Consider the following 20,971-nt stretch of genomic DNA (forward strand, 5'->3'; position numbering starts at 1 on the left):
GCCCGGTGTATGGCCCTGTTCTTCGCTCCGAGGGGGGCGGTCTTCGTTCCGTGGCTGCCGTCCCTCGGCCGGGAAGGGCAGGGGTCAGGCGGGGGTGGGGGTCGCCCGGGCGGTGAGCAGGAGGGCGTGGGGGGTGGCCAGGTAGCCGGCGAGGGCGGTGTGGTCGGCGTCGGGTCCGGCGGTGGGGCGTTGCCAGGTGATGTCGGTGAAGCCGGCGGTGCGCAGGGCAAGTTCGTGGGTGGCGGCGCTCCAGTAGCGGGCGGTGACGTCGAAGTGCCGGCCGACCATCCAGGTGCGCAGGGCGATGGTGTCGCCGTCGCGCGGGTCCGGGACGGGGGTGCGGGCGGGGTCGTGGGGGCGGTGGGCGGTGAGGTCGAATCCGTAGCGGCGGTAGTAGCCGGGGGTGGTGGCGTAGTCGGGGTTGAGGGTGGCGGCGAGGAGGGTGCCGCCGCGGCGGGAGAGCGCGGTGCGGGCGGTGCGGCACATGGCGAGGAGGGCGTCCGGGGTGTCGGCGTAGGGCAGGACGTAGACGGCGAGGACGGTGTCGAAGTCGCGGCCGGGGGGTTCGGTGGCGCCGGCGTCTGCCACCTCGTAAGTGATGCCGAGGGGTTCTCGGGCCTCCTGCCGCCGGGCCCAGGCGATCATCCCCGGGGAGGCGTCGGTGCCGGTGACACGGGCGCCGGCCCGTGCCAGCAGCCGGCTGTGCAGCCCGGGGCCGCAGCCGAGGTCCAGCACCCGGCGGCCGGTCAGGTCACCGAGCGCGGTGAGCAGGGAGGGGATCTCGATGTCCCGGCGGAAGGGGAGTTCGTCGGCGCTGCCGGCGTAGGCCTCGGCCAGGTCGTCGAAGGAGTCGGGGCCGTCGTTCACGCGCGGGGCTCCTCGCTCCAGGAGACGGGCAGGGCCACGGGGCGGACGAACATGATGTCGTTGCGCCAGGGGACGTCCTGCTCGGCCACGGCCAGCCGCAGGGACGGGTGGCGTTCGAAGAGCAGGCGCAGGGCGGTGGCCAGGTAGAGGCGGGCCAGCTGGGCGCCGAGGCAGTAGTGCGGCCCGGCCCCGAAGGTGGCGGCGGCGTCCTCCCGGCGGCGGACGTTGAACTTCTCCGGGTTGTTCACATGCCTCGGGTCCCAGGTGGCGGCCTGCATGGAGGCGACCACCGCGTCCCCGGCGGCGATGGTCACTCCGTGCAGCTCGACGTCCTCGCGGGTGACGACCGGGAAGCCCAGCACCCCGTTGTGGAAGTAGCGCAGCACCTCCTCGGCCGCCTTGGGCCACAGGCCGGGGTCGTCCAGCACGGGCCGCAGCTGGGACGGGTTGAGGATCAGGATCATGGCCCCGGTGGTGGTGGGCGCGATGATGGCGTCGGAGCCGGTGAAGAACAGCACGAACGCGGTGCCGAACATCTCCTGCTCGCTGATCGCGCCCTCGTCGGCGGCGCGCAGCAGGGCCCCCATGGGGTCGTCGCGGGGCGGCAGGTCGCGGCGGGCGGTGATCACCCGGGCGGTGAAGGCCTTGATCTCCTCGGTCTCGGCGGACGTCTCCTCGGGACCCGCGGTGATGCTGGAGGCGGAGGGGAAGACCCGCTGGTGCTCCTCGTACAACTCCTCCGGTACGCCCAGGACTTCGCGCATCACCCGCATCTGGAGCGGGGCGGTGTAGGCGGCCACCAGGTCGCAGGGGTTCAGGCCGTCGTCCATGGCGTCCAGCAGCGCGGTGGCGTGCCCGGCGACCAGCTCCTCGTAGCGCCGGACGGCCCGGCGGGTGAAGAAGCCGGACACCACCGACTTGACCCGGGTGTGGTCCGGCGGGTCCAGGCTGAACAGCCCCCGGCTGATGGTGGTGATGTCCTGGCCCGCGATCCGGGGGACGGCCGGGTCGTCCAGGTCGCGGCTGAACCGCGGGTCGGCGAAGACCTGCGCGATGTCGTCCCTGCGGGTCAGCATCCACATCCGCGCGCCGCTGGGCATGGCGACCGGGCAGACCGGCCGGTTGCGCTGCGCCCACCGGATGAGCGGCGGCAGCCGGCCGTTGTCGCCCAGGGGGAAGGGGTAGCGCAGGGGCAGTCGGGGGTCGGACGGGGAGGAGGCGGTCATCGGTCGGCTCCGATCGGTTCCACGATGGCGTACCCCTGGCCGGAGCCGGGGCGCAGGGCGTCGGTGGTGCCGGTGATGAACGGGCGCAGCAGCTCCATCTCCCGGTGGTAGAGGAAGAGGGAGGTGGGCACCTGGAAGATGGCCGGGGAGTCCAGGGTGAGCGGGAGTTCCGCCAGCGGGTAGCCCACCGCGGTGTCCAGTGCCTCGGGGCCCGGGAGTGCGCAGCCGACGCGGACCAGGGTGGCCCGGGCCGTCTCCCGGCAGGCACCGCGCACCTGGGGGTCGCGGCGGTAGGCGTCATGGACCTCCGCGAGCCGTGTCGCGTAGTCGGCGTTGGTCAGCAGCCGGGTCCAGCTGTGCACATGGGCCACCGGGTCCGGGACCCCGGCGCGTGCCAGGGCGCGTTCGGCGGGGTTGCGCAACTGGTTGACGGATCGTTTCGCCCGCCGGACCGCCGAGGCGGGCGGGCGCCCCGCGGCCACCAGGGTGTGGGCGGCCTCGTAGCCGGGGATCATGACGTCCACCCGCGGGAAGCGCGAGCAGGCCCAGCCGACCAGGTCCTCGATGTAGGCGGTCTTGTAGCGGCCGTTCCAGGGGCTGATGCCCAGGAGGGCGTGGTCGGGTCGTTCGTTGAAGAAGCGCCCGCCGTTCTCGACGGGACGTAAGTGGAATGAGGGCACGACGGACTCCTTGTGTGCCAGGCGGTGGGCCGAACCGTCACCGTGGGTCTGCGGAGCCGGGAGACCGGGCCGTACGACAGGAGCGCCACTCCATGGGTGAACGAGGCGTGTCACCGAGCCGGGTCCGTACGCCTGAACGCCCGAGAACGACGATGGACTTCGGCCCCTGGGCGGGTGCCTGCCCGGGGCCGGGTACTGCTGGCCTGAGACGAGTATGGCACTCGCGTGAGGAAGGCGACACGGTCTGTATTCGCCGATCCGGTGGATCCGCCGCACCGCGCTCGGCCCGCTGTGGCCGGGGAGTCGGGCGGGGAGGACGGCGGGTGCCTCAGCGGACGATCTTGAATCCGAGGAGGTGGGTGCCCAGGGCCCGCGAGGCGTCGATCCACAGGCGCAGCATCATCTCGGTGGCGCGGGCCGTGCCGATGCCTCCGAGGTCGAGGACGTCCCGCCACCCCAGGGCCCTCAGCAGGTCGCCGACCCGCGCCTTGGCCGTCTCGTCGTCGCCGCTGAGGAAGACCGTGTGGTCGGGCCCGACCGCGCCGGGCTCGGGCATCACCTGCGCCGCCAGCGTGTTGAGCGTCTTCACCACATGGCTGCCGGGCAGGGCGCGCTGGACGGCCTCGCCGAGGCTGTCCGTGTTGACCGGGTCCAGGACCGCGTCCGGCCGGGACCAGTCGTAGGGGCTGGACACATCCATCACGACCTGGCCGGTCAGGCTCTCGGCGAGCGGGATCAGGGCGGCCAGGCAGACCGGTCCGGAGATGGCGTTGACGACCAGACCGGAGCGGTCGGCGGCCTCGGCGGCGGCCGCGAAGGACACCAGCCGCAGTTCCGGATGGCGGGCGGCCAGCAGGCGGTATCGGGGGTTGCCCGCCATGGTCGCCTCCGGATCACGGGTGCCGACGACGACCTCGTGACCGAGGGAGAGGAAGGCCGGGGCGAGGAGTCGGCAGACTTCGCCGGTGCCGAGGATGACGATCTTCATGGTGGTGTCCTTCCGTGGGGGACGCTCCGTTGACCGCGCGCGGAGGCGTGGGCGCCCAGTCAACCGCCGAGGGCGAAGCCCGGGTGCCGGTGCCTCCGGCGACCGGCTCCTCGACCAGGCGCGGCAGCAGCGTCTGCGTCGGGGTCGGGCCCTCGGACAGCGGCAGGGCGACCGCGGCGACCGGGATGGGGACGAGCGGGGGGACCGGCGGGACGTGTCGCGTGCCCTCCGCGATGTCCCGCAGCGGGCGGGAGCGCACCGGTGGGCCGGTACGCGGGAGCGGACGCGGCGCCAGGGCGGTGGCCGGGGCGACGAGGAACGCGAGGACTTCCGGGGGCCCTGAGGGGTGGTCCGGTCATCTCCTCTGCCGGCCGGCGAAGCGCTCGTGGAGACCCGTGCGGCCACTTCGCCTTCGATCCCCCCTGCCGGCGGTCCGCGAAGGCCCTCGGCGGCGGAGGACGCCGCCGAGGGCACCGGCGTCAGCAGTGGACCGGGGGCACGGCCCGCGTGGACCGGTCCCACATGACGCCGATCACGCCGTCCACCCGCCAGACGGCCCGGGCCAGGGCGGTGGTGTCCCATCCGGGGGCGGGCGGGCACTCCAGCCGGGCCACGCCCTCCCGTACCCGTACCCGGATGCCGTCCCGCAGGGCGGGCGGCACCGCCGCGAGGACCAGGTTGGCCACCTCGGCGCCGATCTCCTCGTCGGACCGCAGAAAGACGCGCAGCAGGTCCCGGCGGGTGACGATGCCGATGAGCCGGTCCTCCTCGTCCACCACCGGCAACCGGTCCACCCGCCGGCGCTCCATCAGGCGCGCCGCGTCCGCCACACGCTGCTCGGGGTGGACGGTCACCGCCGGCGCGCTCATCACCGCCCCGGCCGTCGGAGCGGAGGACGAGGCCCCGCGTGCCCGGCCGCCCCGCCGGAACGGCAGGCCGGCCGGCCGGGCCGCGCTTCCGCGGCCGCCGTTCCGGGCGGTCCGCCCCCGGGTGAGGTCGGTCCGCGAGACCACTCCCACCACCTTGTCGTCGTCGTCCACGACCGGCACGCCGCTGATGCGGTGGGCCGTGAGCAGCCGGGCCAGCTCCTCGAAGGGTGTTCCCGGGCCCGCCTGGACCACCTCGGCGCTCATCACCTCGCCCACGGTGCGGGGACGGTCGTCCACTGCGTCCATCACGGCACTCCTTTCTCCCGTCGCCGTACCGGCCATCGTGCGCGGTCGGGGCACGGGAGGGGGAGATCCGATACGGGACGGGATGAGGGCCGTTCGTCCCGGATACGCCGGGGCCGACCGTCCCCGCCCTCGGCCGCCGGCCGCCGGTGGGGGCCCCGGAGGCGGCCCTCCGCCGGTGCCCGACGCCCCACTGTGAGCGCGATCATGGTGCGGAAGTGGCAGGTGGGGCCGGTCGGCCCTGGTCATTCGCCCCGTGGCCGGGCACCCTTCAGAGGAAGCCCCCGCGCATCCGCGGGGAGCGAGCCGGGACTGACGGAGCTGTTTGATGACGGACGAGGCCGCCACCACGACGCGGGGACCGGTGAGGGTCTTCCTGCTCGACGACCACGAGGTCGTACGCCGAGGAGTGCACGACCTGTTGGACGCCGAGCCCGATCTGACGGTGGTCGGGGAGGCGGGCACCGCCGAGCAGGCGCTGACCCGGATCCCGGCGCTCCGCCCCGATGTCGCGGTGCTCGACGTACGGCTGCCCGACGGCGACGGGGTGAGCGTCTGCCGCGAACTGCGCTCGCGCATGCCGGAGCTGGCCTGTCTGATGTTGACCTCCTTCGACGACGAGGAGGCGCTGTTGGACGCCATCATGGCCGGGGCGTCGGGCTATGTGCTGAAGCAGATCACCGGCACCGACCTGGTCTCCGCGGTGCGCGCGGTGGCCTCGGGCCAGTCCCTGCTGGACCCGGGGGCCACGGCCCGGGTGATGGCCCGGCTGCGGGGCGGGCAGCCGCAGCAGGAGGAGCGGCAGCAGCCCGCACTGGCCGGGCTGACCGATCGGGAGCGGGACATCCTGGCCCTGATCGGCGAGGGGCTGACCAACCGCGAGATCGGCAAGCGCCTCTACCTCGCGGAGAAGACCGTCAAGAACAACATCTCCCGGCTGCTGGCCAAGCTGGGCGTCGAACGCCGGGTGCAGGCGGCCGTGCTCGCCACCCAGCTGCCCGAGGCGGCACAGGACGGCGGGGCGACCGGCTCCCCGCGGCGACCGGGGTACTGAGCGACCCCCCACGCCGCACACCCGTCCCGGCCGAGGGCGGGTCCGGCCCCGCTCGCGCGGCCCGGCCGTACGGGCGGGGCCGTTCGCCACGGTGGCCTCGGCCGTGAGGGAGGCCGTCGTTTTCCGGCGCCCCCTCCCTTCCGCCGTTCCCGGCCCGGCGGCCCGCGGCGGGTGGTCCCGGCCGCGAGGGAGGGCCGTCGCCGTCCTCCGGCGCCTCCCTCCTTCCCTCCTTCCGCCGTCCCGGCCCGGCGGCCCGCGGCCTTGCCCGGGTGCTCGCTCGGGTGTGCGGACGGCGTGGATAGGCTGACTCCGACGAGTGGTGATCGCGGAGGGAGCGCACGGTGGGTGCGGAGGAGCCGGTGTCGAGGATGCCGGGGATGCGGCTGGACGAGCTGCTGGCGGAGGTGCAGACCCGGATCGACGCGGTACGGGGCACCCGCGACCGGGTGCACCAGCTGCTGGAAGCGGTGGTGGGCGTCGGCCGGGGGCTCGATCTGGACCAGGTGCTGCGCCGCATCGTGGAGACCGCCGCACAGCTGGTCGACGCGCGCTACGGGGCACTCGGTGTGATCGGCCCGGACGGCCGGCGGCTGTCGCAGTTCCTGACCGTGGGGCTGAGCGAGGAGGAGGGCGCCCGGATCGGCCCGCTGCCGTCCGGTCACGGCATCCTGGGCGAGATCATCCGCCGCCCCGAGCCGCTGCGCCTGTCCGAGCTCGGGGCGCATCCCGCCTCCCATGGATTCCCGCCCGGGCACCCGCCGATGCGGACGTTCCTCGGGGTGCCGATCCGGGTCCGCGAGGAGGTCTTCGGCAACCTCTACCTCACCGACAAGAAGGGCGGCTGGGACTTCGACGAGGAGGACGAGGCGGTGATCGCCACCCTGTCGGTGGCGGCCGGGGTGGCGATCGACAACGCCCGCCTGTACCAGTCCTCGCAGCGCCAGCGGCGCTGGCTCCAGGCCGGTACCGAGATCACCCACCACCTACTCTCCGGCAGCCCGCGCACCCAGGTGCTGGAGCTCATGGCCCGCTGGGCCGGGGAGATCACCGAGGCCCGGCTGTCGGAGGTGTCCGTGCCGGTCACCGGGGCCGGTCAGCTCGTCGTGGAGCTGTCGCTCGACGCCGAGGGCTGCCCAGACCAGGGCCGGGAGGGGTGGGTGCTGCCCGTCGAGGGCACCCTGCCGGGCGCCGCCCATCGCACAGGCGCCCCGGTGGCCAGTACGGATCTGGCGTCCGACCCGGACTACGGCGCCGATCCCCGGGCCCCCGAGGGGCTGGGGCCGGCGGTGGCGGTGCCGCTGGGCACCGGGCCGCAGGCGGCGCACGGCGTGCTGCTGCTCGCCCGGCCGAGCGGGGCGCCGGTCTTCACCGGTGAGGAGCTGGACCCGCTGGCCGCCTTCGCCGGGCAGGCCGCCGTCGCCCTGGAACTGGCGGACCGCCGCAGCGAGGCGGAGCAGCTCGCGCTGCTGGAGGACCGCGACCGGATCGCCCGCGATCTGCACGACCTCGCCATCCAGCGGCTGTTCGCCACCGGGATGACCCTGCAGAGCGCGGCCCGGCTGGTCGACCACCCCGGCGCGGCCGAGCGGGTGCAGCGTGCCGTCGGGGACCTGGACGAGACCATCAAGATCATCCGCTCGACCATCTTCGGGCTGCGCGACCGCGGTGAGGACAGCGGGCCGGGGCTGCGCTCCCGGGTGGTGCGCGCGGTCGGCGAGGCGGCCACCGCGCTGGGCTTCCCGCCCCGGCTCAGCATGGAGGGCCTGCTGGACACCGATGTCCCGCCGGCGGTGGCGGACCATGTGGTGGCGGTGCTCACCGAACTGCTGAGCAACGCCGCCCGGCACGCCCACGCCACCCGGGTGGAGATCGGGCTGCGCGCCGCCTCCGGCGAGGTGGTGCTCACCGTGGAGGACGACGGCCGGGGCATCCCCGACGGCGGCCGGCGCAGCGGCCTGGCCAACCTCGGGGAGCGCGCCCTCGGGGTGGGTGGCTCCTTCGCGATCGCACCGGCGCGGGACGGGGGCGGCAGCCGCCTGGTGTGGCGGGCCCCGCTCCCCGCCGGCGGCTGACCCCTCGGGTGGCCGGCGCCCGCCGCGACGGGGCTCAGCTGTGCGGGACCACGGCCACCGGGCAGGGGGCGTGGTGCAGCACCGCGTGGGCGACCGAGCCGATACGGACACCGACGGGCGCGTGCCGGACCCGGCGCCCGACCACCACCAGCCGCGCGCCCGGGGACTGCGACAGCAGTACCTGCCCGGCGCTGCCCAGCTCGACGTGCTCGGCCACCGGGACGTGCGGGTAGCGGTCCCGCCAGGGCGCCAGGGCCTCGGCCAGGGCCTTCTCCTCGTACGGGACCGGCCCGCCGGCCTCGTCCATCACCTCCAGCCCGCCCAGCGCGTAGGCCTGGACCGGCGGCAGGTTCCAGGCCCGTACCGCCCGCACGCCGGCGCCCCGGGCGGCGGCGGCCCGGAAGGCGAACTCCAGCACGTCGGCGCTCTCCCGCGGGCTGCCCTGCTGCCCGACGAGGATCTCGCCGCCCTCGGCCGGGCGGGCGTCGTCCGGGGCCGCGGCGCGGACCGAGACCACGGGGCCCTCGGCCGCCGCGATCACCTGCTGCCCGTAGGACCCCAGTAGGAAGCCCAGCAGCCGCCCGTGCCCGCGCGTGCCCAGCACCAGGGTGCGGCCCCGCCCCGCCTCGCGCAGCAGCGCCGACACCGCCGTGTCGTCGACCACCGCCGCGGTGCACTCCAGCTCCGGGTGGCGCTGCGCGGCCCGCGTCTGGGCGTCGCGCAGAATGCCGTGCGCGGCGCGCTCCTGCACATCGCGGTCCTGCACGATCGGCACGTCCACCGGCTGCCAGAGCCAGGCGTGCACCAGCCGCAGCGGCACACCGTGCCGCACGGCCTCGTCGGCCGCCCAGTCCACCGCCGCCATGCTCTCGCCCGAACCGTCCACCCCGGCCGTGATCACCGTGTCCACCATGCCCGTTCCCTACCTGTGAGTCCCGCTGTCGTCTCCGCGGGGCCTGGTGACGTCCGCCCCACGACCTCAGCATCCGTTCGCACGGGTGTGCGCCGGGAGGGCCGACCGGCCCTGCCCGCCCGGCCGACCGGCCCACTCGGCCGGGGGTCAGGCGGCGCCCGGCGCCCGGCCGGGAGGCGCGCCCGGTACGAGGCCGGCGGCCGTCCCGGTACGGGGTGCCGCCCGCGCCGCCTCCAGCCGGAAGCCGGTCACCAGGTCGGGGCGGATGCGCAGGGCCGCCGTCATCGGGCGGTCCACCCACGGGCGCAGCCGGGCCGCGTAGCGCTCCAGGGCGGCCTGCTCCCGGACCAGATGGGCGTAGCCGGTCACCACCACGCTCCAGCCCAGATGGCTCACCGGGTCGATGAGGTCGGCCTCGTAGGCCACCACCGCGCCCGGGGTGCCGTCCGGGGCGCCCAGCGAGGCCAGGGTGGCGCCGTCGTGCACCCGGATCACCACGTCGGCGCCGTCCACCAGGTGGTTGACCGGCCGCACGGCCGGCAGCGCGTGCTCGGTGAAGACCACCCGGCCCAGGGAGACACCGCCCAGCAGCCGCAGGGCCTCGTCCCGTCCCAGCGGCACCATCCGGCGCGGGGCCGGATCGCCGGCGGCGCGCGTGTCGACGGGCAAGGGCGTCGGACCCCCGGTCACGGGCTTCTCCATGGTCACACCGGTCACTTCCGGACGGTCCTCGGCGGCCGCGCCATGGCCGACGCCGCGTACCGGCACGGTCCGTACGTCACGGTCCGGCCGGTCACCGGGAACCAGATCCCTACACGAGTTCGAATGTCGTACAACTTCACCAATCCGGAGGGGGCGTGGGAAGGCCCACAGGTCCCGACGGCAGGGCCGAAGGTCCCGAATACACCCGGCCACCGGGCCCGGCCACCGGGCCGGGCCGCCGATGCGGCCCGCGGGCACCGTCACACGGTGCGCAGCCCGTGCCCGGCGAAGACCGCCCGGACCGCGGCGGTCCGCTCGGCGGTGGGCGGCCGGGTGGAGCGCAGCGGGAAACGCCGGCCCAGCGCCTCCCACTTGGCGGCGCCCAGGGTGTGGAAGGGCAGCACGTCCACCCGTTCGACATTGCCCAGCGAGGCGGCGAAGGCGGCCACCCCCTCGATGTTCGCGGGGTCGTCGGTCAGCCCCGGCACCAGCACGAACCGCAGCCACACCGTGCTGCCCCGGTCGGCCAGCCTCCGGGCGAACTCCAGCGTCGGTCCGAGGTCCCGGCCGGTCAGCCGGCGGTACAGCGCCCGGTCCCAGGACTTCACGTCCAGCAGCACCAGGTCGGTGTCGGCGAGCAGCGCCTCGGTGGCCCGGGCGCCGAGGAAGCCGGAGGTGTCCAGCGCGGTGTGGTAGCCCAGCTCGTGCTTGAAGCGGTGCAGCAACTCGCCCGCGAAGACCGGCTGCAGCAGCGGCTCGCCGCCGCTCAGGGTGGCGCCGCCACCGGCCGCGGCGATGAAGGCACGGTACTTCGCCGCCTCCGCCACCAGTGCGTCGGCCGCCATCCGCCGTCCGGACCGCATGCGCCAGGTGTCGGGGTTGTGGCAGTAGAGGCAGCGCAGCGGGCAGCCGGCCAGGAAGGCGGTGAAGCGGGTGCCCGGTCCGTCCACCCCGGTCGACAGGTCCCAGGAGTGCACGCTGCCGCCGGCGGGCCGCCGGGTGGCGGCGGCCGCCGCGGTCGCCGGGAAGGAGGGCGGCGGGGAGCGGAAGGGGGCGGTGCCCATCGGGACCTCCGGTGCGGTCGGTGCGGGGGACGGGGGACAGCGGCGGTCAGAGGGAGTGGTGGAAGGTGCGGTTCACCACGTCCCGCTGCTGCTCCCGGGTGAGGCGGGTGAAGTTGACCGCGTACCCGGACACCCGGATCGTCAGCTGCGGGTACTTCTCGGGGTGCTCCATGGCGTCAAGCAGGGTGGCCCGGTCCAGCACGTTGACGTTCATGTGGAAGCCGCCGACGGCGGTGTAGCCGTCGAGCACACCCGCCAGGTTGGCGATCCGCTCCTCGCGGGTGCGGCCCAGACCCTGCGGGGTGACCGTGCTGGTCAGCGAGATGCCGTCCTCGGCCTCGGCGTAGGGCAGCTTGGCCACGGACAGGGCGGCGGCCACATAGCCGTGGGTGTCGCGGCCGTTCATCGGGTTGGCGCCCGGCGGGAACGGCTCCCCGGCCGGACGTCCGTCCGGGGTGGCGCCGGTCTTCCGGCCGTACACCACGTTGGAGGTGATGGTGAGCACCGACTGGGTGTGCTCGGCGCCCCGGTAGGCGGGGTGCTCGCGCACCTTGGCCATGAAGTCCTCCACCAGCCGCACGGCGAGCGCGTCCGCGCGGTCGTCGTTGTTGCCGTACGCGGGGTAGTCGCCCTCCACCGTGTAGCCGGTGGCCAGTCCGGTGGCGTCCCGGTGCGCGGTGACCCGGGCGTACCGGATGGCCGACAGGGAGTCGGCGGCCACCGCCAGGCCGGCGATCCCGCAGGCCATGGTGCGCCGTACGTCCCGGTCGTGCAGGGCCATCTCCAGGCGCTCGTAGGCGTACTTGTCGTGCATGTAGTGGATGACGTTCAGCGCGTGCACGTACACCCCGGCCAGCCAGTCCAGTTGGGCGTCGAACCGGGCCGCCACCTCCTCGTAGTCGAGCACGTCGCCGGTGAGCGCCCCGGTGTCCGGGCCGACCTGGGCGCCGGTGAGCTCGTCCCGGCCGCCGTTGACGGCGTACAGCAGGGCCTTGGCGACGTTCACCCGGGCGCCGAAGAACTGCATCTGCCGGCCGACCGGCATCGCCGAAACGCAGCAGGCGATGGCGGTGTCGTCGCCGAAGCGGGGCCGCAGCTGCTCGTCGGACTCGTACTGCACCGAGGATGTGTCGATCGACACCCGGGCGCAGAACTCCTTGAAGCCGCGCGGCAGGGCGGGCGACCAGAGGACCGTCATGTTCGGCTCGGGCGCCGGGCCCAGGTTGTAGAGGGTCTGGAGGTAGCGGAAGGAGGTGCGGGTGACCAGCGGCCGCCCGTCCTCGCCGATGCCGGCCAGCGACTCGGTGACCCAGGTCGGGTCGCCCGAGAACAGCTCGTCGTACTCCGGGGTGCGCAGGAACCGCACGAGCCGCAGCTTGATGACGAAGTCGTCCACCAGCTCCTGGGCGCCGGCCTCGGTGAGCCGGCCGGCCGCCAGGTCGCGCTGGAGGTAGACGTCGAGGAAGGTGGAGGTCCGGCCCAGCGACATGGCGGCGCCGTTCTGCTCCTTGACCGCTGCCAGATAGGCGAAGTAGAGCCACTGGACGGCCTCCCGGCCGGTGCGGGCCGGTCCGGAGAGGTCATGGCCGTACGCGGCGGCCATCCGCTTCAGCTCCCCGAGCGCCCGGATCTGCTCGGCCAGTTCCTCCCGCAGCCGGATCACCTCCTCCACCGTGCGCCCGCCGGCCCGGGGCGCGTCCAGCTCCTCCTTCTCGGCCCGCTTGGCCGCGATCAGCCGGTCCACGCCGTACAGCGCGACCCGCCGGTAGTCGCCGATGATCCGGCCGCGCCCGTAGGCGTCCGGCAGGCCGGTGACGATGCCGGCCTTCCTGGCGGCCAGTATCTCGGGGGTGTAGGCGTCGAACACGCCGTCGTTGTGGGTCCTGCGGTACTCGGTGAAGACCTTCTCCAGCTCGGCGGAGACCGGGTAGCCGTACGTCCGCAGGGCGCCGGCCACCATCCGCCACCCGCCGTAGGGCATGATCGCCCGCTTCAGCGGCGCGTCGGTCTGCAGCCCGACGATCAGCTCCCGGGCCCGGTCGATGTAGCCGGGCGCGTGCGCGGTGATCGAGGAGGGCACGTCGCAGGCGATGTCGTACACGCCCTTCGCGCGCTCCTCGGCGAACAGCGGGCCCAGCCCCTCCCAGAGGGCGGTGGTGCGGTCGGTCGGGCCGGCCAGGAAGGCCGCGTCCCCCTCGTACGGGGTGTAGTTGCGCTGGATGAAGTCGCGGACGTCGATCCGGTCGCACCACGGCCCCTCGGCGAAGCCCTGCCAGGGAGCCGGGGCGGGGTCCGGCGCGGGGGACGGGGCGGGGGCGGTGGGGGCGGTGGGGGCGGTGGTCATGGCGGTCGCCTGCTTCCTTCGCGGGGATGGAGGGTGGGGGCCGGGCCGGGTCCCGGTCGGGGGAGGCCGGGACCCGGCCCGGGGCTCAGGCGCGCACGCCGTGGTACGCCTGGAGCATCAGGCGCTCCATGTCGGCGAGCATCGGCATCCGCGGGTTGGCCGGGGCGCACTGGTCCTCGTAGGCGTTCATGGTCTGCCGGGGCAGCTCGCGGACGAACGCCTCCTCGTCCACCCCCGCCTCCTTGAACGAGCCGGGGATGCCGACCCGTTCGCGCAGCTCCTCGACGGCCGCCGCCAGCGACTCCACGCCCTCCTCGGGGGTGGCGGCCGGCAGGCCGAGCGTCCGGGCGATCTCCTGATAGCGCTCCGGGGCGGTGTACGTGGCGTACTTGGGCCAGCCGGTCACCTTGGCGGGCGCCGAGCCGTTGTACCGGATCACATGCGGCAGCAGCAGCGCGTTGGTCCGGCCGTGCGCGAGGTGGAAGGTGGCGCCCAGGGTGTGCGCCATGGCGTGCACCACGCCGAGGAAGGCCGAGCCGAACGCCATTCCGGCGATGGTCCCCGCGTTGTGCATCTTCTCCCGGGCCACCGGATCGCGGGGGCCGTCGGCCACGGCCCGCTCCAGGTGGCCGAAGACCAGCCGGATGCCCTGGAGCGCCAGTCCGTCGGTGAAGTCGTTGGCGTAGACCGACACATAGGTCTCGACGCAGTGGGTCAGCGCGTCGAAACCGGAGTCGGCGGTGACGTCCGCGGGCAGCCCGGTGGTCAGCGCCGGGTCGCAGATGGCCACGCTCGGCGTCAGCGCGTAGTCCGCCAGCGGGTACTTCTGGCCGGTGGCGGAGTCGGTGATCACCGCGAACGGGGTGACCTCGCTGCCCGTCCCGGAGGTGGTCGGCACACACACCAGGGCGGCCTTCGCGCCCAGGTCGGGGAAGGTGAAGGCACGCTTGCGGATGTCGAAGAACTTCTCCTTCAGGTCCGCGAACTCCACCTCGGGGTGCTCGTACAGCAGCCACATCACCTTGGCCGCGTCCATCGGCGAGCCCCCGCCCAGCGCCACGATGGTGTCGGGCCGGAAGTCCCGCATCAGCTCCGCTCCGCGCCGCACGGTGTCGATGCTGGGGTTGGGCTCCACGAAGTCCACCACCCGCACCTCGGGCGGCTGCGCCCGCCGGCCCAGCAGCCGGCGCACCCGCTCCAGATGGCCGATCTCCACCATGGTCCGGTCGGTGACCACCACCACCCGGCGGCAGTCGCGCATGTCGGTGAGGTAGCGCAGCGAGTTCCGCTCGAAGAAGATCTTCGGGGGCACCTTGAACCACTGCATGTTGGTGTTGCGGCGGCCGATCCGCTTGATGTTGACCAGGTGGAGCGCCGAGACGTTCCCCGACACCGAGTTGTGCCCGTAGGAGCCGCAGCCCAGGGTCAGCGAGGGCAGGAAGGCGTTGTAGACGTCGCCGATGCCGCCCTGGGAGGAGGGCGAGTTCCACAGCACCCGGCAGGCCTGGACCGCGTGGCCGAACTCCTCGGCGAACGCCGCGTCCTCGGTGTGCACCGCCGCCGAGTGGCCCAGCCCGTGGAACTCGACCATCGCCTGCGCCAGCCGTACCCCGTGCGCCCGGTCGCGCGCCTCCAGCAGCGCCAGCACCGGGCACAGCTTCTCCCGGGTCAGCGGCTCCGCCTCGCCCACCGAGCCGGCCTCCACCAGGATGACCGAGGTGTCCTCGGGCACGTCGAAACCGGCCGCCCGCGCGATCCCGTGGGCGCTCACGCCCACCACCGCGGGGTTGAGCCGGGCCCCCGCGCGGTCGCGGCCCTCGCCGGCGCCCGCCCCGAACAGGTGCCGCTCCAGCAGCGCCTTCTCCTCGGCGGTCGCCAGATGGGCCTTGAGCCCCGCGAACTCCGCCAGCACCGCCGGGCGGATCTCCCGGTCCACGATCACCGCCTGCTCGGAGGCGCAGATCATGCCGTGGTCGAAGGACTTGGACAGCACCACGTCGTTGACGGCGCGCCGCACGTCGGCGGTGCGCTCGATGTACGCGGGGACGTTGCCCGCGCCCACACCGAGGGCCGGCTTCCCGCACGAGTACGCCGCCCGGACCATCGCGTTGCCTCCGGTGGCCAGGATGGTGGCGACCCCGGGGTGGTTCATCAGCGCCTCGGTGGCCGCGCGGGAGGGCTCCTCGATCCACTGCACGCAGTGCTCCGGCGCACCGGCCGCCACCGCCGCGTCCCGCACGGTCCGCGCCGCCTCCACCGAGCAGTGCTGCGCGGACGGGTGGAAGGCGAACACGATCGGGTTGCGGGTCTTGAGCGCCAGCAGGCACTTGAAGATCACCGTGGAGGTCGGATTGGTGACCGGGGTGAGCCCGGCGACCACGCCCACCGGCTCGGCGATCTCCACGATGCCGTCGATCTCGTCCCGCCGGACCACTCCGACGGTGCGTGTCCCGGCCATGGAGTGGGTGACGTTCTCGCAGGCGAAGACGTTCTTCACCGCCTTGTCCTCGAACACGCCCCGGCCCGTCTCCCGCACCGCCAGCTCGGCCAGCGCGGTGTGCCGGGCCAGCGCCGCCAGCGACGCCTTCCGCACGATGCGGTCCACCCGCTCCTGGGTGAACACCGCGTCGTCACGGAACCGCGCCAACGCGCCGGCGGCCGCGGTCACCAGGGCGTCCACACCGCGCGCCTCGTCCCGGGGGTTTTCGCTCCCCGGTGACGGCTTCCTGTCCTGCGGACGGCGAGCCATGGCTCCCCACCTCTCCTCCGTGGCACGGTCCTGCCCGCGCCGCACATCCACCCTCCGCCCGCCGCCCCCGCGGGGAGAGCCGAGAACGGTCCCTGTCCTGGGGGCCGGTGGGCCCTGTTCCGGCGCCGCCGGCGGGCCGAAGGTCCTCCCGGCCGCCGGGGGCCCGGTCGGCGGCCCCGATCCGGGACGTACGGCCCTGGTCGGGGGCCCGCCCGGCCCCGGACGCCGGCCCCGCGGGGCGTGGAGAGTGAGGGCGTCCGCCGCGGTGGACGGGTCCGCCCGTCCGCGTTGCGCCCACCCCCTTCCCGAGGAGCCCGTCATGTCACCCAGCGTCGTCACCGGTCTGGACGGATCGGCCGCCTCCCTGGCCGCCGCCGAGTGGGCCGCCCGCGAGGCGGAGGTCCGGGGCCTGCCGCTGCGGCTGGTGCACGCGGCCGAGGAGTGGTCCACCCCCTACGGGCAGAGCCCCCCGGTCCCGCTGCTCTCCCGCCCCCGGTGGGGCGAGCGGATGCTCGCCCGGGCCGCGGACGAGCTGGCCGAGCGGCACCCCGGACTGAAGATCGAGACCGAGCAGGTGGCGGACGGGGCGTTCGACACGCTCATGGAGGCCTCCCGCGACGCCGACCTGCTGGTGCTCGGCTCCCGCCGGCTCACCGCCCTCGCCGGCTATCTGATGGGCTCGGTGTCCCTGGCGGTGCTGGCCCGCGCCACCTGCCCGGTCGCCCTGGTCCGCGCCCCCGATCCCGAGGACGCCCCGGCCCTGGCACCCGCCGCCCGTGCCGCCGCGCTCACCGCGGCCGACGGCGGCGCGGACCACCGCCCCGGCACCCCGCCGGCCACGGCCGGCGCCCCGTACGTCCCGGCACCGGTGGGCGAGGTCGTGCTCGGACTGGACCTCGCCAAGCCCTCCGACGAGGTGATCGCCCACGCCTTCGCCGCGGCCGCCGAACGCGGTGCGGTGCTGCGGGTGGTGCACGGCTGGAGCATGCCTCCCGTGTTCGGCTACGACCCGGCCGCGCTGGACCCCGCCCACGGCACCGAACTGGCCGCCGACCACTCCGCCCGCCTGCGCGACGCGCTGCGCCCCTGGCGTACCAGCCACCCCGGGGTCACCGTGGTCGAGCAGTGCGTGGTGGGGCCGCCCGCCGCGCATCTGACCGAAGCGGCGGCGGGCGCCTGCCTGGTCGTGCTCGGCCGGCAGAACCGGCCCTCCGTCCTCGGCTTCCGGATCGGCCCCGTCACCCACGCCGTCCTGCACCATGTCGCCCCGCCGGTGGTCGTCGTCCCGCACGACTGACCGGTCGTCAGGCGGGGTGCGAGCGGCACCTCGTACGCACGCCGCTGCGGCCCGCCGCCCCCGCGCGGGATGGCGGGCCGCAGGCGCGTGGGGTGGCGGGCCGCCGGGCATCCGCGTGAGCGGCCGGCCCTTGGTCCGACCCCCCGTCCGGCTCTTCGTCCGGCTCTTCGGGTGGCCGCCCGCGCCCGGTGGGACGCGGCGGGCACGCGGCGGCGCCCTCCCGGAAGAGTGCTCCGGGAGGGCGCCGCGGGGTGGCTCAGGCCGCCGGGGTGATCAGCCCGTAGTGGCCGTCGTAGCGGTGGTACAGCACGCAGCCGCGTCCGCTGTCCTGGTCGGCGAAGAAGACGAAGGGCGCTCCGGCCACCTCCAGCCGCTCGGCCGCCCGGGCCACACTCAGCACCGGGGCCGGCAGCGCCAGCGGCGTCAGTCCCGCCGCCGCGCGCGGCGGGCCGCCGGGGCCGCCGGTGGTGGCCAGCCGCAGCCGGGCGGTGAGCGGGTCGCGGTAGACCAGGCTGTCCCGGCCGGAGGCCTCCTCGGTGAAGAGGAAGAAGTCGTAGTCCAGGACGTCGAGGTCGACCAGCGCCTCCGCGGTGGACTGCCGCGCCAGGCCGAGGGACTTGTGCCGGACGATCCGGCGCTCGTCCACCGGCACGTGGTACCGGTGCGGTCGGTGCGCGACGTGCTCGGCCACCGCGCGGAACGCCGCCCGCTCATGCGCCGGCCCCCGCCCGGCGGCGCGGTCGTGCTGCCGGGCCCGGGCGATGCGGGTACGCAGCCGGTCCCGCAGCAGGTCCACGGCCTCGAACATGGTGCCGGCCGCCACCTGCGCCCGCACCGGGCGTCCGTTGACGTCCACGGTGACCTGCGCGGTGGCCGGCCGCGGCGCGAGGCCGGGCGCCTGGGTCAGCTTGACCCGTACCGAGAGCACCGGCACGCCGACGTGGTCCAGGACGGCGAGCACCTTCTGCCGGGCGTAACGGGCCGCGCCGCGGGGCACCTTGCCGTGCGTCTCCGTGCGGACGTCCACGTCCTGCGGAGTGATCAGACGGTTCATCGCGGAACCTCCTTCGTCACCCCGATCCTGTCCGGGCGCACCGGGGCCGCCCAGTGCCGCCCGGCCCGCCCCTGCCCGCCGAACGGCCCCCGCGCGGCGGCCCCGGCAGGGGCCGGTCGGCGCGGTGTCCGGGCCCTGCCGCCCGATGACACCGCCCGCACGATCCGCTCGCCGCCGCGGCGGGCCGCCTCCCCCGCCCCCGCCGACCGCGAGGCCCCGCACCAGGGCCGAACGGCCCTCCCCCCGCGTACCCACCGGTCCCCGCTCCCCGGTACCGCCCGGCCGCCGGGCCGGGACGTTCGCGGGCCGGGACGGGTGGGGCGGGAGTGACAGGCTTCGAACGCGGTTCCGGCCAGGGGCCCTTCGAGGCACCGGGCTCCCCCGGAAGTGGCGGCCCGTCCGCCGCCCTTCGCCCGGTCCGGCCCCTGGCCACCGCACCCGGCAGGCCATCGCCGCCGTCGCCGCCGCGCCCCCGTGTGCGGCCCCGCCCTGACCGAGGAGCACTCCCATGACCTTCCACGTCGACTCCGAGACCGGCCGGCTCCGGCAGGTGATCCTGCACCGGCCCGATCTGGAGCTGAAGCGGCTGACCCCGCGCAACAAGGACGAGCTGCTCTTCGACGACGTGCTGTGGGTCAAGCGGGCCCGCGAGGAGCACGACGCCTTCGCCGACGCGCTGCGCGACCGCGGGGTGCGGGTCCACCTCTTCGCCGACCTGCTCACCGAGGTCCTCGACGACCCCGCCGCCCGCACCCTGGTGCACGACCGGATCTTCGACGAGCGGGAGTTCGGGCCGCTGGCCACCGACCGGATACGCGCCCTGTTCGACGGGCTGGAGTCCGCGGAGCTGGCCTCCTGCCTCATCGGCGGGATGACCCGGGACGAACTCCTCGACCGCACCGGGCCGGGGGCCAGCGTCCGGCTGCACACCATGGCGCCCGACGACTTCGTGCTGGCCCCGCTGCCCAACCACCTCTTCACCCGGGACACCTCCTGCTGGATCTACGACGGGGTGAGCGTCAACCCGATGAGGAAGCGGGCCCGCCGCCGTGAGACCGTGCACTTCGAGGCGGTCTACCGCCACCACCCGCTCTTCGGGAAGCAGGAGTTCCACCGCTGGGCGGACGGCCAGAGCGGCTACCCCGCCACCATCGAGGGCGGTGACGTCCTGGTCATCGGCAACGGCGCCGTCCTCGTCGGGATGAGCGAGCGCACCACCCCGCAGGCCGTCGAGGAGCTGGCGCTGCGGCTGTTCGCCGCCGGCTCGGCCCGCCGGATCGTCGCCCTCGACATGCCGAAGGCCCGCAGCTTCATGCACCTGGACACCGTGATGACCATGGTCAGCGCCGACACCTTCACCCAGTACGCCGGGCTGGGGATGCTGCCGGCCCGCACCATCGAGCCCGGCCCCGGCGGCGAGGGGCTGACCCTCACCACGCACGAGCCCGCGGACATGCACCGGGCCATCGCCGACGCCCTCGGCCTGGACTCCGTCACGGTCCTCACCGCCGCCCAGGACGTCCGCTCCGCCGAGCGCGAGCAGTGGGACGACGGCTGCAACGTGCTGGCCGTCGAGCCCGGGGTGGTCCTCGCCTACGAACGCAACGTCACCACCAACACCCATCTGCGGCGCAACGGCGTCGAGGTCGTCACCGTACGGGGCAGCGAGCTGGGGCGCGGCCGCGGCGGCCCGCGCTGTATGTCCTGCCCCATCGAGCGCGACGCCGTCTGACCCCTCCCCGCCGCACACCCCACACACCTCGCACCTCTCGACAGGAGCACACCCATGGCCGTCAACCTGCGCAACCGGGGCTTCGTCAAGGAACTCGACTTCACCCCGGAGGAGTTCCGCTTCCTGCTCGACCTGTCCGCCGGTCTCAAGGCCGCCCGGTACGCGGGCACCGAGCAGCAGCGCCTCAGGGAGCGGAACATCGCCATCGTCTTCGAGAAGACCTCCACCCGCACCCGCTGCGCCTTCGAGGTCGCCGCCCACCAGCAGGGCGCGCATGTGACCTATCTGGACCCGAGCGGTTCGCAGATGGGGCACAAGGAGTCGGTGAAGGACACCGCCCGGGTGCTCGGCCGGCTCTACGACGGCATCGAGTACCGGGGCAGCGCCCACCACCTGGTCGAGGAGCTGGCCGCGCACGCCGGGGTCCCCGTCTTCAACGGGCTCACCGACGACTGGCACCCCACCCAGTCCCTGGCCGACGCCCTCACCATGCGGGAGCACAGCGACAAGCCGCTGCGGGAGGTGTCCGTCGCCTACCTGGGCGACGCGCGCAACAACGTGGGCAACTCCCTGCTGGTCGCCGGGGCGCTGCTCGGCATGGACGTCCGGATGGTCGGCCCTGCCTCCCTGCGCAACGCCCCGGAGGTGCTGGAGCGGGCCCGGGAGATCGCCGAGACCACCGGCGCCCGGATCACCGTCACCGACGACGTCGCGGCCGGGGTGGCCGGGGCCGACTTCCTCTACACCGACGTCTGGGTGTCCATGGGAGAGCCCAAGGAGATCTGGGAGGAGCGGGTCGCCCTGCTGAGGCCGTACCAGGTGACGATGGACATGATCAAGGCGACCGGCAACCCGAGGGTGCGGTTCCTGCACTGCCTGCCCGCCTTCCACGACGCGCGGACCACCGTGGGCGCCGAGGTGCTGGCGCACACCGGGATGACGGCGCTGGAGGTGACCGACGAGGTGTTCGAATCGCCGTACTCCCTCGTCTTCGACCAGGCGGAGAACCGGATGCACACCATCAAGGCCGTCCTCGTGGCCGCCCTCGGCGACTGAG

General features: G+C 74.6%; 16 protein-coding genes. 5 read left to right on the forward strand and 11 right to left on the reverse strand.

Annotation, left to right across the window (positions count from 1 at the left end; translation table 11 throughout):
• Positions 1-84: 84 nt before the first annotated feature.
• The 5 genes from M1O15_RS16170 to M1O15_RS16190 all read right to left on the reverse strand — a co-directional run bounded on the left by M1O15_RS16170 (position 85) and on the right by M1O15_RS16190 (position 4,936).
• Entirely contained in the window at positions 85-867 is a 783-nt protein-coding gene (locus M1O15_RS16170) for a class I SAM-dependent methyltransferase (RefSeq protein WP_248634545.1), read from the reverse strand.
• Positions 864-2,093, reverse strand: a complete 1,230-nt coding sequence (locus M1O15_RS16175; protein WP_248634546.1) for a cytochrome P450 — start codon at positions 2,091-2,093, stop codon at positions 864-866. The genes M1O15_RS16170 and M1O15_RS16175 overlap by 4 nt, the downstream gene beginning before the upstream one ends.
• The gene (locus M1O15_RS16180) at positions 2,090-2,773 is read right to left on the reverse strand and encodes a tRNA-dependent cyclodipeptide synthase (protein ID WP_248634547.1); all 684 of its coding nucleotides are present in this window, start codon (positions 2,771-2,773) and stop codon (positions 2,090-2,092) included. The genes M1O15_RS16175 and M1O15_RS16180 overlap by 4 nt, the downstream gene beginning before the upstream one ends.
• 328 nt (positions 2,774-3,101) lie before the next feature.
• Positions 3,102-3,761: an NADPH-dependent F420 reductase gene (locus tag M1O15_RS16185; protein WP_248634548.1), complete on the reverse strand. Its 660-nt coding sequence runs from the start codon at positions 3,759-3,761 to the stop codon at positions 3,102-3,104.
• 479 nt (positions 3,762-4,240) lie between these two features.
• Complete coding sequence (locus M1O15_RS16190) at positions 4,241-4,936, reverse strand: CBS domain-containing protein (RefSeq protein WP_248634549.1); 696 nt, start codon at positions 4,934-4,936, stop codon at positions 4,241-4,243.
• Positions 4,937-5,261: 325 nt separating this feature from the next.
• Here M1O15_RS16190 and M1O15_RS16195 point away from each other — a divergent pair, with 325 nt between their 5' ends.
• Entirely contained in the window at positions 5,262-5,987 is a 726-nt protein-coding gene (locus M1O15_RS16195; protein ID WP_248634550.1) for a response regulator, read from the forward strand.
• Between the two features lie 341 nt (positions 5,988-6,328).
• A complete protein-coding gene (locus tag M1O15_RS16200; protein WP_443735619.1) occupies positions 6,329-8,059 on the forward strand; it encodes a GAF domain-containing sensor histidine kinase in 1,731 nt (576 codons plus the stop codon).
• A 34-nt stretch (positions 8,060-8,093) separates the two neighbouring features.
• Here M1O15_RS16200 and M1O15_RS16205 read toward each other — a convergent pair whose 3' ends face one another.
• From M1O15_RS16205 to adhE, 5 genes are all read right to left on the reverse strand, one after another.
• Complete coding sequence (locus M1O15_RS16205) at positions 8,094-8,972, reverse strand: universal stress protein (RefSeq protein WP_248634551.1); 879 nt, start codon at positions 8,970-8,972, stop codon at positions 8,094-8,096.
• A gap of 147 nt (positions 8,973-9,119) precedes the next feature.
• A complete protein-coding gene (locus M1O15_RS16210; protein ID WP_372499482.1) occupies positions 9,120-9,641 on the reverse strand; it encodes a pyridoxamine 5'-phosphate oxidase family protein in 522 nt (173 codons plus the stop codon).
• A gap of 293 nt (positions 9,642-9,934) precedes the next feature.
• Positions 9,935-10,738 carry a pyruvate formate-lyase-activating protein gene (gene pflA, locus M1O15_RS16215; protein ID WP_248634552.1) on the reverse strand — a complete coding sequence of 268 codons (804 nt, stop codon included), beginning with the start codon at positions 10,736-10,738 and terminating at the stop codon, positions 9,935-9,937.
• A 46-nt stretch (positions 10,739-10,784) separates the two neighbouring features.
• On the reverse strand, positions 10,785-13,082 hold the full coding sequence (gene pflB / locus M1O15_RS16220) for a formate C-acetyltransferase (protein ID WP_248634553.1): 2,298 nt from the start codon (positions 13,080-13,082) through the stop codon (positions 10,785-10,787).
• Between the two features lie 85 nt (positions 13,083-13,167).
• Positions 13,168-15,831 (reverse strand): bifunctional acetaldehyde-CoA/alcohol dehydrogenase, encoded by a 2,664-nt coding sequence (gene adhE, locus M1O15_RS16225; RefSeq protein ID WP_248634554.1) that lies wholly within the window; start codon positions 15,829-15,831, stop codon positions 13,168-13,170.
• 319 nt (positions 15,832-16,150) lie between these two features.
• Here adhE and M1O15_RS16230 point away from each other — a divergent pair, with 319 nt between their 5' ends.
• A complete protein-coding gene (locus M1O15_RS16230) occupies positions 16,151-17,128 on the forward strand; it encodes a universal stress protein (protein WP_248634555.1) in 978 nt (325 codons plus the stop codon).
• A gap of 256 nt (positions 17,129-17,384) precedes the next feature.
• Here the strand turns inward: M1O15_RS16230 and M1O15_RS16235 are convergent, their stop codons facing one another.
• Positions 17,385-18,182 (reverse strand): sigma 54 modulation/S30EA ribosomal C-terminal domain-containing protein, encoded by a 798-nt coding sequence (locus M1O15_RS16235; RefSeq protein WP_248634556.1) that lies wholly within the window; start codon positions 18,180-18,182, stop codon positions 17,385-17,387.
• A gap of 508 nt (positions 18,183-18,690) precedes the next feature.
• Here M1O15_RS16235 and M1O15_RS16240 point away from each other — a divergent pair.
• Positions 18,691-19,914, forward strand: a complete 1,224-nt coding sequence (locus M1O15_RS16240; RefSeq protein WP_248634557.1) for an arginine deiminase — start codon at positions 18,691-18,693, stop codon at positions 19,912-19,914.
• Between the two features lie 54 nt (positions 19,915-19,968).
• Positions 19,969-20,970: an ornithine carbamoyltransferase gene (gene argF / locus M1O15_RS16245; RefSeq protein WP_248634558.1), complete on the forward strand. Its 1,002-nt coding sequence runs from the start codon at positions 19,969-19,971 to the stop codon at positions 20,968-20,970.
• The last annotated feature ends 1 nt before the right edge of the window (position 20,971 follow it).

The organism is Streptomyces lichenis, assembly GCF_023218175.1.
In the GTDB taxonomy this organism is placed as follows: domain Bacteria; phylum Actinomycetota; class Actinomycetes; order Streptomycetales; family Streptomycetaceae; genus Streptomyces; species Streptomyces lichenis.

Excerpts from the sequence above, each read along its gene's own strand:
- M1O15_RS16175 (WP_248634546.1), bottom strand. The coding sequence starts at position 2,093 with ATGACCGCCTCCTCCCCGTCCGACCCCCGACTGCCCCTGCGCTACCCC.
- M1O15_RS16185 (WP_248634548.1), bottom strand. The coding sequence starts at position 3,761 with ATGAAGATCGTCATCCTCGGCACCGGCGAAGTCTGCCGACTCCTCGCC.
- M1O15_RS16190 (WP_248634549.1), bottom strand. The coding sequence starts at position 4,936 with ATGGACGCAGTGGACGACCGTCCCCGCACCGTGGGCGAGGTGATGAGC.
- M1O15_RS16195 (WP_248634550.1), top strand. The coding sequence starts at position 5,262 with ATGACGGACGAGGCCGCCACCACGACGCGGGGACCGGTGAGGGTCTTC.
- M1O15_RS16205 (WP_248634551.1), bottom strand. The coding sequence starts at position 8,972 with ATGGTGGACACGGTGATCACGGCCGGGGTGGACGGTTCGGGCGAGAGC.
- pflA (WP_248634552.1), bottom strand. The coding sequence starts at position 10,738 with ATGGGCACCGCCCCCTTCCGCTCCCCGCCGCCCTCCTTCCCGGCGACC.
- pflB (WP_248634553.1), bottom strand. The coding sequence starts at position 13,082 with ATGACCACCGCCCCCACCGCCCCCACCGCCCCCGCCCCGTCCCCCGCG.
- adhE (WP_248634554.1), bottom strand. The coding sequence starts at position 15,831 with ATGGCTCGCCGTCCGCAGGACAGGAAGCCGTCACCGGGGAGCGAAAAC.
- M1O15_RS16230 (WP_248634555.1), top strand. The coding sequence starts at position 16,151 with ATGTCACCCAGCGTCGTCACCGGTCTGGACGGATCGGCCGCCTCCCTG.
- M1O15_RS16235 (WP_248634556.1), bottom strand. The coding sequence starts at position 18,182 with ATGAACCGTCTGATCACTCCGCAGGACGTGGACGTCCGCACGGAGACG.
- M1O15_RS16240 (WP_248634557.1), top strand. The coding sequence starts at position 18,691 with ATGACCTTCCACGTCGACTCCGAGACCGGCCGGCTCCGGCAGGTGATC.
- argF (WP_248634558.1), top strand. The coding sequence starts at position 19,969 with ATGGCCGTCAACCTGCGCAACCGGGGCTTCGTCAAGGAACTCGACTTC.